This window comes from Pseudoduganella flava (genome assembly GCF_007830495.1).
GTDB lineage: Bacteria > Pseudomonadota > Gammaproteobacteria > Burkholderiales > Burkholderiaceae_D > Rugamonas > Rugamonas flava.
Window position 1 is genome coordinate 1 of record NZ_VLKW01000009.1, and the last position, 16,455, is coordinate 16,455.

A 16,455-nucleotide genomic window follows, 5' to 3' on the forward strand; every position below is an offset into this window, starting at 1 on the left:
GTGGGCGTTGGAAATTTGAAGGGGGCTGCTCCTAGTACGAGAGGACCGGAGTGGACGAACCTCTGGTGTACCGGTTGTCACGCCAGTGGCATTGCCGGGTAGCTAAGTTCGGAAGAGATAACCGCTGAAAGCATCTAAGCGGGAAACTTGCCTTAAGATGAGATTTCCCGGAGCCTTGAGCTCCTTGAAGGGTCGTTCGAGACCAGGACGTTGATAGGTCAGGTGTGGAAGTGCAGTAATGCATTAAGCTAACTGATACTAATTGCCCGTACGGCTTGTCCCTATAACCTTGACGGTTATATCTGCATTTACTCTTGATGAGTACCCCAACTTTACTTCTTCCGGATTGAGTAGTCGCGTTGCCCAACAGGGAACGAGGCTGCGTACAAGTCATGCCTGATGACCATAGCAAGTCGGTCCCACCCCTTCCCATCCCGAACAGGACCGTGAAACGACTTTGCGCCGATGATAGTGCTGCAACCAGTGTGAAAGTAGGTTATCGTCAGGCTGTTATTTAGAAAAGCCCCACTGACATGTGTCAGTGGGGCTTTTTGCTTTGAGCTTCGCGATGCTGGCACCGCGGGGTGCTCGGCCGGGCACTGCCCGACCTCGCTACCGAAGAGAGCCCGCTACGTGATCGTAGCGGGCTTTTTTCATTTTGTGCCCAACACATGAAGCCTACCGCTCGGCCAGTTTCTCTTGGCTTCGCCTGGTGGGCTTTTTTCATTTGTGCCGCCGCAATGACGCACACGCTCAGCCGAGTATGCTTTTGCTTCGCTCTCGCGGGCCGCTTTCCATTCCGATGGAGTTCCCATCTCCCCGCGTCGACCTGCGTCCCGCATTCGACATCATCCCGTACCAGAAAAATTCCAATGAACAAAGTTCCTTACGTGCAATTAAAGTGTGATAAAATTAGTATCTAAAAATAGCAAGTATTTACCCACGGGCGTGCGATGGAAAAGAAAACGTTGATAAAAGCCGGTGCCGGCATCGCGGTCGTTGCTGCCGCCTTGGTGGCGTACCGGACGTTCGGATGGGGCCACTGGATGGGCGCTGCCAACAATCTGCGGCTGGACCTTTCCAGTCCCGACGCGCTGATCGTGACCAAAAGCCTGTCCACATTGCCGCGCGACCTGTTGACGATCCCGTTGGCGCGCGACGTGCTGCGCGAGGACTTCCTGTTTTATTACGAGCAGAATGAAGACCGCCTCGGCCTCAAGGGCAGCCTGCGGCGCATCGCCTACGAACACGAACTGGGGTGGGGCGACCAGCTGATCCGCATGGTGCTGGATCAGCCCGCCGACGTGGCCTTGTGGCGCGATGCCGACGGCTCGCTGAAACACTTTGCGATCGCCGTTTCGCGCAGCCAGCTCACCCGGTTGATCGAAGAGGCGGGCAAGGTGGCCCTGAAGGACGCGCAGATGCGTCTCGCCGGCACGCTGGCGGTTGACGGCGCCGATGTCTCCGTCTTCGCGCTGGAGTACGCATACGCGCGCACGCTGCTCTTCGCGGCGCGCGGCGACCGTCTCGTCATCCTGTCCGACCCCGGCATGCTGCTGGGCGGCTCCGACGGCACGAAGATCGACGACAAGGCGGAGAAAGTCGTGGCCGACCTGCTGACGAAGGATGCGGCCCGCCAGCACCGGTTCCACGACCAGTTCCATCTCGGCCGCGATGCCGTCGGCGGCCACAGCATCGCCGTGAAGGCCGACTTCCTGTCGTTCGGCTACCAGCCTTTCTTCGGCGGCGTGCAGGCGCTGCGCTTCGACTTCAGCAAGGGCGCCTGGCGCTCGCAAGCCTTGCTGGACGGGGCCAAGCTCGGCAAGGGTGCCTACGATGCCAGCGCACTGTGGGCCGTCCTGCCGCATAACCCGAGCGCCTGCTTTGTCGTGCCGGCCGACTGGACCGCGATGCAGCCCGTGCTGAAGCGCATCGATGCCAAGACATCTCTGCAGCCGCTCGCCGCGCAGATGAGCGGTCCGGCCGCGGCGTGCTGGTACGGCGATTCTCGGCTGCACACGCCCGTCTTCGTTGCGACGCGCGCGCCGGCAGCCGCCAATGCGGACGCGCTGCTTGGCGACTTGTTCACTGCCACGGTCGGCGGCCGCGGCGACGCCCCGCGCGCCACCAAGGCCGGCGATGCCACGCGCTGGCAGCGCACGATCGCGACCAGCCAGGGCGATGCGGCACCGACCCTGGCGGCGGCCGGCAACCTCGTCGTCTACTCGGCCGACGGGCAGCTTGTCGACCGCGTGCTGGCCGTGCGGCGCAAGCAGGCGCCGGCCGTCGCTGACCGGCTCACCGATGCGGCGCATACGGTAGGCGTGATCGCACCCGCTTCGCTGGCCCAGCTGATCGAGACGGAGGCGTTCGGCAGCTTGCCGCCGAACCAGGAACCGGTGCTGCGGGCCGCGGCGGACGCGCACCTGGTGCCGCGGCTGAATGCGCTGAAAAAATACCCGCCTTACCGGATGGTGCTGAAGGGCCAGCCGGCTTCCGGTATCGCCTGGGCGCCGCTCGAATGGCAACCGCTCTCCCGCTGACCATGCGCCGCCGGCTGCTGGCTGCGCTGTTGGCAGCGGCGGTGCCGCCGGCGTTCGCCCTGAAAGGCGCGGCCACCGCACAGGTGCGCCTGTCGCAGGCGCAGAGCAGGGCGTTCCAGGCGTGGATGGTGCGCATTATCAGCGCGCAGCTCGAGCAGGGGCCGACGCCGCGCTGGCAGCACCGCGACTGCGCGGGGCTGGTGCGCTTTGCCGTCAACGAGGCGCTCGCCGTCCACGACGCAAAGTGGCTGCGCGCGAACGGCATCGGCACGGACCGCCGGCTGCCGCCGGAGCTCGGCCTGACGCCCGAACAGGCCGGGCTGCGCAACCGCTGGGTGCAAGCCGACGGCAAGGTGGGGCACTTCGTCACCGCGCTGGCGCTCGTGCAGAACAACAGCCGCTTCGTCGCCCGCGAACTTGGCCAGGCGCTGCCTGGCGACCTGCTGTTCTTCGACCAGGGCGACGAGCAGCACCTGATGGTGTGGATGGGCATGCGCATCGCGTACCACACGGGCACCGTCAAACCCGACGACAACGGTCTGCGGACCGTCGATATTCAACAACTAACGATGTGGAAGGACACCCGGTGGCAACCGACGGTCGACAACCCCAACTTCGCCGGCGTGTTCCGGCTTTCCTTTCTGTCCTGAAGCTGTGCATGCTGGTGTTCTGCCTGGTCGTGCTGGGCAGGACGGCGCTCGCACAGGACGCCAGCAACTACACACCTCTGCGCGGCGAGCCGTTCTTCCTGCTCGCCGACGCGGGCTTCGGCTCAAAGGACGAAGCGAAGGTGCGCCTGGAAGTGCCGGGCCGCGACATGGCGCGCATGAACCTCGAGGCGTATTCGGGAGCGGACATCGTCGTCTACCGGGTCCCCGCGCCGCTGGAGTTCCTGAAGAAGCAGCGCAACCTGCACCGCGTGCAGGTCGAGGGCAATTACCAGGGCGAGGGCTTGGCGAACACGTTGCGCTACCTGTGGGACAGCTGGTGGAAGCAGTCGCGCCTCATCTGGCGCAAGCTGTTCTCGGTCGACGCCCGCAAGGCCGTGACGGCCGAGCAGCCGAAGCTGGCGACGAGCGAAGCGATCCGCCGTCCGACCGTCTTCCAGAACAACCCGCAATACAAGCCGTTGAAGGGCTTCGAGATGGTGGACAGCTTCCGCTATCCGATCTGGCAGGCCAAGCCGATCGAGCCGCCGAAGGGCGTCGAGCTGGCCGGCTCCAGCAGTGAATTCATCAAGACGGGCCCGGGCAACCTGATGATCCCGATCGGCAAACGCAAGCCCGGGCTGTACCTGGTCGAGGCGATCATCGGCGAGCACCGCGCCACCACGCTTGTCTTCGTGTCCGACACGGTGGCGGTCACCAAGGTGTCGGCGGGCCAGATGCTCGTGTGGAGCACGCGGCGCGACAACAGTGCCGCCGTGCCGGGCACAAACCTCGTGTGGACCGACGGCACCGGCGTGCTGCAGTCGGGTGCCACCGGCGCCGACGGCGTCGCATCGCTGGAACGGAGCAGCCCCGAACACACCTATGTGCTGGGCGAGGACAAGCAGGGCGGCGTCTTCGTGTCGGAGAATTTTTATTACGACAGCGAGATCTACAACACGAAGCTGTACGCCGTCACGGACCGGCCACTGTACCGTCCCGGCGACGAGGTCAACGTCAAGTTCCTCGGCCGCGAATTCACGTCGGCCCGCGCATCGCGCCCGGCCGCGGCGGCGCCGATCGGCCTGACCGTCTACGATCCGAACGGCACGCCGCTGCTGACGCAGACCTTGCAGCTGTCGCCGGAAACGGGCAGCGAAACGCGCTTCCAGCTGCCCGAGCAGGCCAGTGCCGGCGGCTACGAGCTGCGCTTCACCTACCAGGGCGGCACCTATGGCGCGGCATTCCGCGTGGCCGAGTACATCAAGCCGCACTTCGAGATCAGCGTGCAGCCGGCGCAGCCGGAATTCAAGACGGGCGAGAAGGTCACCGGCACGATCGCGCTGCGCTATGCGGACGGCAAACCGGTCAAGAACGCGACGTTGACGCTGTCGCTGCGCGGCCAGCAGAACACGCTGGTCGAGGGCGAGCTGCGTTACAGCGGCCTGTTCCCCGTCTCGCTTCAGACCGAGGAATTGAAGACGGACGGCAGCGGCAATGCCGAGTTCTCGCTGCCGCCGGCGGCCGATCCGTCGCGCTACATCCTGACCGTACTGGCCACCGATGGCGCGGCGTACCGCGTCAAGGCCACCCGCGAACTGCTGATCGCCCGGTCGGCCACGACTTACCAGCTGAAGGCGCCGCGGCAGTTTTCCGACCCGGGCCAGACGGTGCGCTTCGCGCTGACGGCGCAGGGCCAGGGCGGCACCGCCGCCAGGCCGGTGCGCTGGGAGATGGTGCAGCTCGAGACGCAGAAGAAGACGGATGGTCCGTTCAATCCGACGGCCACCAGTTGGGACGTGCGGTTCCCCGGCTCCGGCTCGTACCAGCTGAACCTGCGCGATGAACGGGGCAATCTCGTCGCGGCGACGAGCCACTGGGTCAGCGGTGCCGGCATCAAGACGACGCCGGGCAGCATCGAGATCGTGCTGGACCGCGCCAGCTACCGGCCGGGCGAAACGGCCGAAGCGCTGGTCACGTTTTCCGGCCCTGCCGACCAGGCGTTGCTGACGCTCGAGCGCGACAAGGTCGAGCATCACGGCCTGTTGCAAGGCGGCGCGCCATGGTTCCAGGCCGCGCGCGTCGCGCCGAACCAGTGGCGCGTGCGCATCCCCGTGCAGGAAGAGCATGGCCCGAACATCACGTTCTCCGTCGCGCACGTACGCAACGGCGAGTTCGTGTTCGAGAACGCCGGCCTGCAGGTGATCGAACCGCGCATCGCGCTGGCCTTCGCCACCGACAAACAGGTGTACCAGCCGGGCGAGAAGGTGACGCTGGACGTGACCGCCAGCTTGGACGGCAAGCCGGTCTCCACCCTGGTCGCGCTTGGCGTCGTCGACGAGATGATCTATGTGCTGCAACCGGAGATCGCGCCGGACATCGCCGACTTCTTCTACCACGCGCGCCGCAACAACGTGCGCACGACGGCCAGCCTGTCGTTCATCAGCTACGACATGGCGCAGGGCCGTACATCCGGCGTGCCGGCGCGGCACAACTACAACGAGCGCGGCGTGAAGGTGCTGGAGCGGCCGCGCCGCGACAACGTCGACACGGCGCTGTGGGCGCCAGCGTTGCATACCGATGCGGCCGGCCGCGCGCGCGTCACGTTCACGATGCCGGATGCGCTGACGCGCTGGCGCATCACGGGCCGAGCGATGGATACGCAAGGGCGCGTGGGCCAGCGCACCGCGTGGCTGCGCTCCGACAAGGCGTTCTACGCGAAGTGGACGGCACCGGGCTGGATGCGCGCCGGCGACGCGCCGCGCACGTCGGTCGCCGTGTTCAACCAGAGCGGCACGAAGCAGGCGCTGGAAGTGGCGCTGACGGGCGCGGGCGGCACGAAAACCGCGAAGCTCGATGCTGCACCGGGCATCAACTATGTCGAGTTCACGCCGCCGGGCGCCGGCGTTCTGCGCCTCGAAGTGCGCCAGGGCGGCAAGGTCGTCGATGCGCTCGACACGGCCTTGCAGGTGCAACCGGCCGCGTGGAACAGCCCGCGAGCGCAGACGGTGCCGCTTGCCGGCGCCGCCACGCCAATCAAGCTGCCGGCCGATGCGCGCAACGTGCGCGTGTCGTTCGCCCAAGGCGCCGCCAGCCATTTCGCCCGCATCGCCGACGACCTGATCGACTATCCGTACGGCGGCGTCGAGCAGACCGCCAGCCGCATCATTCCGCTGACGATGGCGGCCGGCGCGCTGCCGCCCGATGCGGCGGGCCTGCGCGACAGGCTGCTGGCGAACCTGCAGAACCAGCGCCTGCGCCTCGTGTCGATGGCCGGGCCGGACGCGGTGTTCGGCTGGTGGGGCAACGGCACGCAGGACAGCGCGCTGATGACGGCCTATGCCTACTTCGCCGACTGGTATGCGGCGCGCGCGCTGAAGATCGAACTGCCGCCCGAGCACTGGGACAACCTGCTGAAGGTGTATGGCGACATCGGCGTCAAGGACAGCATCGGCCACCGTGCGCTGGTACTGTGGATGGCGCACGAGATGGGCCTGCCGACGAAGACGCTGGCCTCCGGCCTGGTGGATGACGTCACCCGCGCGTTGCCGCAGCCGAAGGCCGGGCAGCCCGGCGCCGGCAGCCTGCTGCTGGGGGCGGACGATGGCGCCAGCCAGGCCTTGGCCCTGGGCCTGGTCGCGGTGGTCGCGAACGCCAACGGCATCGTCCCCACGCCGCCGCTGCAGGAGCAGTTCGCGCTGGCGTGGAAGGCGCTGCGCGATACCCCGGCGCCGGTGGCCCAGGCATTGCTGGTGCTGGCGGGCGAAGCGCCGGCAAGCCAGCTCGATGCGGTGCTGGCGTCGGTGCGGGCCGATGCGCCCACGCTCGATCGCGCGCTCACCTTGCTGTGGCTGCAGAAGAAGCTGGGCGGCGACCCGTTCGGCAAGGCGCCAGCGCTGGCGCCGCAAGGGCCGTGGCGCAAGGTCGAGACGGCCGCCGGGCAGGCGCTGTGGCGCTGGATGGACCCGAAGGCGCTGCCGTCCGAACTGCAGCTGGCCGCGGCGGCGCCGGCCGGCACGGTCGCCGTGCTGCAGTACGACAGCCGCGCCGCCGAGACGGCGGCGCTACCTGTCACCGTCGAACGCCGCATCCTGCGCATGAAGCGGGTCAAGGCGGGCTACGAGACGGAGCCCGTGAAGGCTGGCGAAGCGCTGCGCACCGATGAACTGTACCTGGACGAGATCCGCCTGAAACCCGCGGCTGGCGGCCGGCACCGCTACGGCCTCGTCGAGGTGCCGCTGCCGCCGGGTGCGAACGTGGAACCGACCACCTGGGGCATCTTGCTCGCGCTGTCCCAGCCGCAGCCGCTGGAACGGGCACGCCAGGTCGACCGGCCGGACGGCTATGCGGTGCCGGTCGATCCCCTCGACGGCGAAGTCGTCGTGCGCCATCTGCTGCGCTTCGCCCAGAAGGGCAGTTACGTGCTGCCGCCGGCGCGCTACCACCACGTCTATCAGCCGGAGCAGAAGGCCTTCGAGGCCGGCGGCAAGACACGCACGCTGAAGGTCGAGTGATCCGCAGGCCATGATGCGCGCGCTCCTGCTCACCGGTTTGCTCGCCGCGCCGCTGTGCGCGGCCGCTGCCACGCTCGACGTGGCGTGGTGGCGCGACGGGCGCGTACAGGCGACCCAGCTGCACGATGGCGACCCGCCGCCGCGCCCCTTCGACGGCGCGCGCGACGTGCCGCTCGGCAGCCTGTGGAAGCTGTTCGTCTACGTCTATGCAGTGGATACGCGCACGCCGATGCCGGACTACCGCTGCGGCGGTCGTGATCCGGAAGAGGTGTACTGCTGCACGGCCGGCAAGACGATCGCGCGCGATGCCGCGCTGGCGCAGTCGTGCGGCCCGTTCTTCGCACCGCACCGCCTGCGGATCGGCGCGGCGCCGTGGCGCGCCTACTGGAGCGGCCGGCTCGGTGCGGAACCGGCCGGCGAGCTCGCCTGGCTGGCGTCCCCCGCGAACCTGACGCCGGAGCGGACGGTGCGCCTGGCCAGCTTGCTGCGCGCCCTGGCCAGCGTGCCGGCCGAAAGCCGGGCCGTCGCGGAAGGCGCGCTGCTGCGCGTGGTGCTGGACGGCCGCGGCGCCGACACGGTGCGCTGGTTTGGCAGCGGCCTGCGCGTGAAGACGTTCTCGTGGCATGAAACGCCGCAGCGGGGCGGCGCCGCGCAACGGCTTGGTGGCGCGGCAGGCTGGCTGGCCGATGGCACCCCCGTGTGGTTCGCGGGGACGGGCACCAGCGCCGGCATCTTCCGGCAATGGGCACCGCAGTTGGCCGCCGCGCTGCCAGCTTCGCTCCCTACTGCACCGGCGCGCGACAGCGGCTGCGTCGAGGTCGAGTTCTTTGCCCGCTATCCGGTGCGGGCCGTGCGCGGCCCTGCCGGCCCGGCCGCGAGCGGCCCGCTGCATGGCCGCCACGTCGTGCAGTTCGAGAACGGCAACAGCCTTGCACTGCAGGGCAACGGCGACATGCTGCTCGCGCGTGACGACGCGGGCCGGCCGCACGTGCGCGGCCGCTTCGGCGTCAACGAATACGTGGCGCGCGTGGTGGACCGCGAAGGCGGCACGCAGGAGCCGGAAGCAGCCAAGGCGCTGGCCGTGGCGGCGCGCACCTACCTGCAGCAGAACGCGCAGCGCGCCGCCGGCTGTCAGCGCATCGCTGATAGCAGCGCGACGCAGCGCGTCAGCCCGAACCCGGCCAGCACGGCCGCGCTGGCGGTGGCACGCTGGACCGACCAGCTGGTGATCGAGGGCGCCACCGTGCGCTATCACCGCGACGTGCCGGGCCCGGATACGCTGGCGTGGACGCAGGCCGTCGCACAGGCCCGGCAGGGGCGCCGCTTCGACGAGGTGCTGGCCGCGGCCTGGCCGCGCGGCGCGCTTGGCATTGCCGGCAACAGCGGCACGCGCTGCAACCGGCTGGCGAACAACGAAGCGTGGCTGGCGCGCGCGTTGCCGCGCTGGGAAAGAGTGCTGCGGGCGGAGGCCGGCTACGAGCAGCCGGCGCAGCTGCCGGCCGTGTGCGCGCTGGCCGTCGGCGCGCCGTATTCGGAACAGTCGCGCAACCGCATCTTCATGCGCCCGCTGGCGACGCGCGAAGACCGCATCACGCTGGCCCACGAATACCTGCACATCGGCCTGCGGCTGCACCCGCGCGGGCAGGACGAAGACTATGTCGAGCGTCTGGCGCGCCGGCTGGCCGACATGAACCCGGAGACGTTATGACAAGATACATTCTGCTTGCCGCGGCCCTGCTGCTGTCCGTGCTGGCACAGGCGCAGGACCGGACGATGACGGCGCCGACGGGCGGCTGGAACCGCGCCGGCCTGACGGACAAGTCGCAGGAACTGGCAAAGAACTATCCGTATTCGCTGATCGACCGGGGCGCGCAGCGCAACCGCCGCATGATCACGGGCCACCTGGCGCAGGCGAGCGACAAGCGGCCGTTTCCGAAGCTGGTCGTCAACGGCAACCCGACACCGCTCTACACGGATGCCGACGGCCGCTACGCGCGCGCCTATTCGTTCGGCTCCGGCTCGAACAGCGTCGAAGTACGCGGCGCGGACGGCAAGAGCGTCAAGCGGGTACAGTTCTACGAAGCGGACCGCACCCGGCCGCAACCGGTCATCCGCGTCATCGCGGCATGGGACGACAACCAGGCCGAAGTCGACCTGCACGTCGTCACGCCGGACGGCCAGCACGCGTTCTGGGCGCACCCCGCGCTGACCAATGGCGGCGGGCTCGATGGCGACACGGTCGACGGCCCCGGCCCGGAGAATTTCATGATGACGGCGCCGCAGCGGGGCGTCTACCAGGTGTGGATCAATTACTGGGGCAACTTCGGCAGCTCGGGCTACCACTTCGACGAATCGACCCGGCAGCAGCCGATCATCACGACGCGCATCACGCTGGTCTTCCATGAAAACACGCCGCGCGAGCGGCGCGAGGAATTCGTGGTGCCGCTGCGCAGCATCGGCGAGCTGACACTCGTGAAAACCTTCACCTTCTGAACCATGAACAAGCTTTGCTTCTTCCTGTGCGCCGTGCCGGCGCTGGCCCAGGCCCAGGTCACGATCGACGCGCCGAAGAACGGCTGGCGCAACTCTGCCGGTGCGCGCGAGCGCTACACGCAGGGCGTGAACTACCCCGCGAACAGCGTCAACCTGCAGCCGGGCCAGAGCGAGACGGCGCAGATCCGCGGCCGCATCGCCAATGCGGGGAAGGGCAAGCCGGCGACCTTGATCGTCAACGGCATCCCGATGCCGCTGGAGGTGCAGGAGAACGGCACGTTCGCCCGCCCGTATGGCTTTGGCAGCGGCTCGAACAGCATCGAGGTGCGCGCGCCGGACGGTACGGGCAGGGCGCGTACGCAGTTCTTCGACGGCTACGCGGGCAAGACGCAGTCCCGCCTGCGCGTGGTGCTGTCGTGGGACAGCGCGGGCACGGACCTCGACCTGCACGTGGTGGCGCCGGATGGCGGCCACGCGTGGTACGGCAGCCGCGTGATGCCGAACGGCGGAGCGCTCGACGTCGACGTGACGACGGGCTACGGCCCCGAGATCTTCTCGAGCGCCGCGCCGCCGAAGGGCAACTACCACGTCTACGTGAACTACTACGGCAGCGGCGCCGAGCGCGATGCGCTGACGGTCGCGCAGGTCGCCATCATCACGAATGAAAACACGCCGCGCGAGAAGCAGCAGATCCTGCGCGTGCCGCTGCGCGCGCCGGGCGAGCTGACGCTCGTGAAGTCGTTCGTGTATCCGTGACGGTTCAGGCGGCGGCGCTGCCCGCTGCGTCGAGCGTACGTACCACGGCCTCGGGCAGTTGCAGGCTGGCCGCCGCCACGTTCTCGCGCAGGTGCGCCACCGACGACGTGCCCGGGATCAGCAGGATGTTCGGCGCGCGCTGCAGCAGCCAGGCGATCGCCACCTGCATCGGCGTCGCACCCAGTTCGGTTGCCGCCGCCGACAGCGTTTCCGATTGCAGCGGCGAGAAGCCACCCAGCGGGAAGAACGGCACGTAGGCGATGCCGTCGCCCTGCAGCCCGTCGACCAGCGTATCGTCGGCGCGGTGCGCGATGTTGTACATGTTCTGCACGCAGGCGATCGGCACGATGGCGCGCGCTTCCTCGACCTGGTTGTACGTCACGTTGCTGAGGCCAACGTGGCGGATCAGGCCTTCCCGGCGCAAGTCGGCCAGCACGGTCACTTGCTCGGCCAGCGAGCCTTCGGCCGGCCCGTGCACGTCGAACATCGCGCGCAGGTTCACGACGTGCAGCGCGTCGAGGCCCAGGTTGCGCAGGTTGTCGTGCACGGCCTCGCGCAGCTCCTCCGGCGTGAAGGCGGGCAGCCAGCCGCCTTGAGCATCGCGCCGCGCGCCGATCTTCGTGACGATCGTCAGCTCGTCGCCGTATGGGTGCAGCGCCTCGCGGATCAACTGGTTCGTCACGTGCGGGCCATAGAAATCGGACGTGTCGATGTGGTCGACGCCCAGCTCCACCGCCGCGCGCAGCACGGCCAGCGCGGCCGCCGGGTCCTTCGGCGGGCCGAACACGCCGGGGCCCGCGAGCTGCATGGCGCCATAGCCGAGGCGGCGGACGGTGCGGTCGCCGAGCGCGTAGCGTCCGGCCTTGTCGATACTGGTCATGATCTTCTCCCTGTTTGAACGTGCAGTCACGATAAGGCCGCGCGGGCTGTCGCACAATCCGGTATAGTCGGCACAGGTTGTACGGAAAATCGAACAATGAAAGCAGACCTCGGCGATCTTGCCGCCTTCGTCGCCGTCGCGCGCGCGGGTGGTTTCAGGGAAGCGGCGCGTGCCGCCGGCAGCAGCGCGTCGCGCCTCAGCGATGCGGTGCGCCGCCTCGAAACGCGGCTGGGCGTGCGCCTGCTGAACCGCACCACGCGCAGCGTCGTGCCGACCGATGCCGGCAAGAGCCTGTACGAGCGCCTCGCCCCCATGCTGGACGAAGTCGACAGCGCGCTCGACGTCATCAACGGTTTTCGCGACACGCCATCGGGCACGCTGCGCCTGAACGTGCCGATGAGCGCCGCGCGGCTCGTCCTGCCGCGGATCGTGCCGCGCTTCCTGGCGCAGTACCCGGAGATCCGGCTCGAAGTGATCGCCGACGAGAGCTTTGTCGACGTGCTGGCCGCCGGCTGCGATGCCGGTATCCGCTACGAGGAAAGGCTGGAACTGGACATGGTCGCGGTGCCGATCGGCCCGCGCACGCAGCGCATGGCCGCCGGCGCCGCGCCGGGCTACCTGGAGCGCCACGGCCGTCCGCGCCATCCCCGCGAACTGCTGGGGCACGCGTGCATGCGCGCCCGCTTCGCCAGCGGTGCGATGATCCCGTGGGTGTTCGAGCGGGACGGCGAAACGGTCAGCCTCGACCCGCAAGGCCCGTTGCTGGTGCAGGTCGGCGGCGCGCTGGACCTGGCGACCGACGCGGCGGTGGCCGGCACGGGCCTCGTCTACCTGTTCGAGGATTGGCTGCGGCCATATTTCGAGCGTGGCGAGCTCGAACCCGTGCTGGAGCCATGGTGGCCGCGCTTTTCCGGGCCTTACCTGTACTACCCCGGCCGGCGCCTGCTGCCGGCGCCGCTGCGGGCGTTCGTCGATTTTATCCGGCACGACGGCGGCTGAGCCGGTCCGGCGTGCATGCCCGCTCGACGCGGCCGGGAATGGAAGCGGCCCGCCGGAACGCCGGCCGCCGCAAGACCGGCCAGCGCCAGCAGCGCCGAAGGCGATGCGTCAGGCATGCTGGCGCTGGTAGCAGCCGACCAGCTGCGCCTGCCCCAGCACGTGACCCTGCATCGCATGTTCCAGCTCGGCCTTGGTCGTGGAACCCAGGTCGGGCAGTTGCGCGTCCAGTGCATACAACTTGAAGAAGTAGCGGTGCTTGCCGATCGGCGGGCAGGGGCCGCCGTAGCCCGCCTTGCCCCAGTCGTTCTTGCCGCAGCGCGTGCCGGCCGGCAGTTGGCGGCTGCCGCCTTCGGCCAGCCGGCCCGCTGCGGGCGGGATGTTGTAGAGCACCCAGTGCACCCACGTGCGCTGCGGCGCGGCCGGGTCGGGCGCGTCCGGATCGTCGACGATCAGCGCCAGGCTTTTCGTCCCGGCCGGCAGTTCCGCCCAGGCCAGCGGTGGCGACGTGTCCGCGCCGTCGCACGTGAAGGTGGCCGGGATCGCGCCGCCGTCCACGAAGATCGATGAAAGAGTCAGCGCCATGGTGCCTCCTGCTGTCGATGGACTTCGGAGCACCAGCTTACACCCATGGCGGCGCGTCGGCACGCGCACGGGGCGGTACAATGCCTGTTCAACAATAAAGGACGTCCATGAACGAACAGTCGGCCCGCAACGTGGTACTGGTACGCGCCATCGAGACCACCGACCAGAAACGTGAAATCCTCAGCGACGACGACCGCCGCTACGCGAACCGCACGGCGCGCGAGCTGGCGCAGTGGCAGGCGGCCGAGAGCGGCGCCGCCGCCTCGTCCGAGCACTTCCTGCAGCAGCGCGCCGAGCAGATCGTCAAGAAGCTGGCGCAGCGCCATGCCGCCTTTGCCGCGTTCGCGAAACGCACGCCCGGCCTGGCCGCCGTGGCCTGGCTGCTGCCGCTGCTGGCGCTGGTGCTGGGCGCGGCGCTCGACCGCATCGCCGATCCGCACCGCGTCGACCTGCTGTCGGCACCGTTGCTGGGCATCGTCGCGTGGAACCTGCTCGTCTACCTGGTGATGCTGGTGTGGCTGTGCATTCCTAAGGCGGGGACGACACGGCTGCGCGCCGCGTGGATCCGGCGCCTGTCCGTCGGCAAGGCGGCGCTGCCGCGCAAGATGCCGCATGCGCTGTCGGCCGGGCTGTATGCGTTCATGGCCGACTGGGCACGGCTCTCCGCGCCGCTGAACGGCGCTCGGCTGGCGCGCACGATGCACCTGGCCGCGGTGCTGTTCGCCGTCGGCGCCGTGCTGTCGCTGTACGCGCGCGGCATGCTGGCGCAGTACGGCGCCGGCTGGGAAAGCACCTTCCTCGATGCGCAGCAGCTGCATGCGCTGCTGTCGACGCTGTTCTGGCCCGCGCTGACGGTGTTCAAGCTGCAGGGCTTCACCCTGGCCGACGTGCAGGCACTGCACTTCGCCGCCGGCGGCCAGCCGCCCGCCGCGGAAGGAGCGCGCTGGGTGCACCTGTACGCGGCCACGCTGGTGCTGCTGGTCGTGCTGCCGCGCCTTCTCTTTGCCGGGATCGCGGCGGCCCGCGCGGCGCTGCTGGCGCGCCGCTTCCCGCTCGACCTGGACGAGCCGTACTTCCGCCAGCTGGGCGACGCGGCCGGCGGCGAGCCGGGCGTGCTGCGCGTGCTGCCATACAGCTTCACGGTGGACGAGGCGCGCAGCCGCGGCCTGGAAGCGGTGGCCGCCCAGCTGCTCGGCGAACGGGCGCGCGTGCGCCTGTTCGCGCCGGTCGCCTACGGCAGCGATCCCGCGGCCGCGCTGCGCGACCTGGACCTGCGCGACCCGGCCATCACGTCGACGGCACTGCTGTTCGGCCTGGCCGCCACGCCCGAGAAGGAAAACCATGGCGCGTTCATCGCCCAGGTGGTCCGTGCGCTGCCGCAGCGTACCGTCGTGCTGCTCGACGAATCCGCGTTCAGCGTACGCACGCCGGACCCGCAGCGCGTGCGCGAGCGCGTCGAGCTGTGGCGCGAGTTCTGTGTGTTCCACGGCGCCGAGCCGACGGTCGTCAACCTGCTGGCGCCGGCCGGTGAAGGAGCGCAGCCATGAGCGACACGATCCAGCTGACCTTGATCTCGCATACGAACAACGGCAAGACGACCCTGGCCCGCACGCTGCTGGGCATGGACGTGGGCGAGGTGCGCGACGCGGCGCACGTCACCGCGCTGTCCGAGGCGCATACCTTGCAGGCCACCGAGCAGGGCGACCGCCTGATGCTGTGGGATACGCCGGGCTTCGGCGACTCGGTGCGGCTGATGAAGCGGCTGGCGCAGTCGGGCAATCCGATCGGCTGGTTCCTGCGCGAGGTGGTTGACCGCTACCGCGACCGGCCGTTCTGGCTCAGCCAGCAGGCGCTGCGCGCCGCGCGCGACGAAGCCGACGTGGTGCTCTATCTCGTGAACTCCGCCGAGCGGCCCGAGGATGGGGGCTACCTGCCGTCCGAGATGCGCATCCTGGCCTGGCTGGACAAGCCTGTGCTGGTGCTGCTGAACCAGATGGGGCCACCGCGGCCGGCGCATGACGAACAGGCCGAGCAGCTGCGCTGGCGCGAGCATATGCGCCAGTACCCGGCCGTGCGCGACGTGCTGCCGCTCGACGCGTTCGCGCGCTGCTGGGTGCACGAGCGCGTGTTCTACGATGCGCTGGACAAGCTCGTGCCGGATGCGAAACGGGAAGCCTACGGCCGCCTGTTCGGGGCGTGGGAAACGCAGAACACGCGCCGTTTCCAGCAATCGATGGCCGTGATCGCGCAACAGCTGCTGGACGGGGCGCGCGACCGCCAGGCCGTCGAGACGGGCGAGCAGGGCATGCTGAGTTCCGCGCTGAAGCTGGTCGGCATCGGCAAGGGCGACGACCGCCGCCGGCAGGAACGGGCCATGAACACGCTGGTCGCGCGCCTGAACCTGGCGATCGGGCAGACTACCGTCAGCCTGCTGGCGCTGCACCGCCTGAACGCCAGCGCGGCGCCGACGATCAATGCGCGCGTCAGCAACAACTTCGTCGTCAAGGCGCCCGTCGAGAAAGGCCAGGCGGCGCTGCTGGGCGCGATCGTGTCCGGCGCCGCGACGGGGCTGTCGGCCGACCTGGCCGCCGGGGGCCTGACGCTCGGCACGGGGGCACTCTTGGGTGGCGTGATCGGCGCGCTGACGTTCGCCGGCGCCGCCTGGGGCTTCAACGCCAGCACGGACCGCAAGCACCCGTCGATCACGCTGTCCGACGAGTTCCTGCGCACCTTGTTCGTCACCAGCGTGCTGCGCTACCTGGCCGTCGCCCACTTCGGCCGCGGGCGCGGCAATTTCGTCGAGAGCGAGGCACCGGCATTCTGGCAGGACGAGGTCGAGCAAGCCGTCGCGCTGCGCGAGGCGGACCTGGCGCGCCTGTGGCGCACGTTGCGCGAGCAGGAGGACGGCGACATCGCCCCCGCCAGCGCGCTGCTGACGAATGTGACGCTGCAGGTGCTGGGGCGGCTGTATCCGGGCACGGTGCTGCCGGCCGCCGCGGCAGGATCAGGCAATACCCTGTCAGGATAGTTCTACCGCCCGG

General features: G+C 69.0%; 11 protein-coding genes and 2 rRNA genes. 11 read left to right on the plus strand and 2 right to left on the minus strand.

What is annotated here, in order from left to right:
- The 8 genes from IP92_RS21000 to IP92_RS21035 form a co-directional block, all read left to right on the plus strand.
- Positions 1 to 283, plus strand: a 23S ribosomal RNA gene (locus IP92_RS21000); the annotation flags it as partial.
- A 112-nt stretch (positions 284 to 395) separates the two neighbouring features.
- Positions 396 to 508: ribosomal RNA gene (gene rrf / locus IP92_RS21005) — 5S ribosomal RNA — on the plus strand.
- A 445-nt stretch (positions 509 to 953) separates the two neighbouring features.
- The gene (locus tag IP92_RS21010; RefSeq protein ID WP_145878786.1) at positions 954 to 2,543 is read left to right on the plus strand and encodes a DUF2138 family protein; all 1,590 of its coding nucleotides are present in this window, start codon (positions 954 to 956) and stop codon (positions 2,541 to 2,543) included.
- The gene (locus tag IP92_RS21015; RefSeq protein ID WP_145878788.1) at positions 2,522 to 3,193 is read left to right on the plus strand and encodes a DUF1175 domain-containing protein; all 672 of its coding nucleotides are present in this window, start codon (positions 2,522 to 2,524) and stop codon (positions 3,191 to 3,193) included. The genes IP92_RS21010 and IP92_RS21015 overlap by 22 nt, the downstream gene beginning before the upstream one ends.
- Before the next feature lie 8 nt (positions 3,194 to 3,201).
- The gene (locus IP92_RS21020) at positions 3,202 to 7,704 is read left to right on the plus strand and encodes an alpha-2-macroglobulin family protein (RefSeq protein ID WP_145878790.1); all 4,503 of its coding nucleotides are present in this window, start codon (positions 3,202 to 3,204) and stop codon (positions 7,702 to 7,704) included.
- 10 nt (positions 7,705 to 7,714) lie between these two features.
- A complete protein-coding gene (locus IP92_RS21025) occupies positions 7,715 to 9,412 on the plus strand; it encodes a DUF2300 domain-containing protein (protein WP_229418897.1) in 1,698 nt (565 codons plus the stop codon).
- Positions 9,409 to 10,197: a YfaP family protein gene (locus tag IP92_RS21030; protein WP_145878792.1), complete on the plus strand. Its 789-nt coding sequence runs from the start codon at positions 9,409 to 9,411 to the stop codon at positions 10,195 to 10,197. The genes IP92_RS21025 and IP92_RS21030 overlap by 4 nt, the downstream gene beginning before the upstream one ends.
- A gap of 3 nt (positions 10,198 to 10,200) precedes the next feature.
- Positions 10,201 to 10,953, plus strand: a complete 753-nt coding sequence (locus IP92_RS21035; RefSeq protein ID WP_145878794.1) for a DUF2135 domain-containing protein — start codon at positions 10,201 to 10,203, stop codon at positions 10,951 to 10,953.
- A gap of 4 nt (positions 10,954 to 10,957) precedes the next feature.
- Here IP92_RS21035 and IP92_RS21040 read toward each other — a convergent pair whose 3' ends face one another.
- Positions 10,958 to 11,833, minus strand: a complete 876-nt coding sequence (locus IP92_RS21040; RefSeq protein ID WP_145878796.1) for an aldo/keto reductase family oxidoreductase — start codon at positions 11,831 to 11,833, stop codon at positions 10,958 to 10,960.
- A gap of 96 nt (positions 11,834 to 11,929) precedes the next feature.
- Between IP92_RS21040 and IP92_RS21045 the strand changes: the two genes are divergently transcribed.
- Entirely contained in the window at positions 11,930 to 12,832 is a 903-nt protein-coding gene (locus IP92_RS21045; protein ID WP_145878798.1) for a LysR family transcriptional regulator, read from the plus strand.
- A 108-nt stretch (positions 12,833 to 12,940) separates the two neighbouring features.
- Here the strand turns inward: IP92_RS21045 and IP92_RS21050 are convergent, their stop codons facing one another.
- Positions 12,941 to 13,414, minus strand: a complete 474-nt coding sequence (locus tag IP92_RS21050; protein ID WP_145878800.1) for a YbhB/YbcL family Raf kinase inhibitor-like protein — start codon at positions 13,412 to 13,414, stop codon at positions 12,941 to 12,943.
- Between the two features lie 107 nt (positions 13,415 to 13,521).
- Between IP92_RS21050 and IP92_RS21055 the strand changes: the two genes are divergently transcribed.
- Positions 13,522 to 14,961, plus strand: coding sequence for a DUF2868 domain-containing protein (locus tag IP92_RS21055; protein ID WP_145878801.1), 1,440 nt, complete (start codon positions 13,522 to 13,524; stop codon positions 14,959 to 14,961).
- Positions 14,958 to 16,442, plus strand: coding sequence for a DUF3482 domain-containing protein (locus IP92_RS21060; RefSeq protein WP_145878804.1), 1,485 nt, complete (start codon positions 14,958 to 14,960; stop codon positions 16,440 to 16,442). Before IP92_RS21055 ends, IP92_RS21060 begins: the two co-directional genes overlap by 4 nt.
- The last annotated feature ends 13 nt before the right edge of the window (positions 16,443 to 16,455 follow it).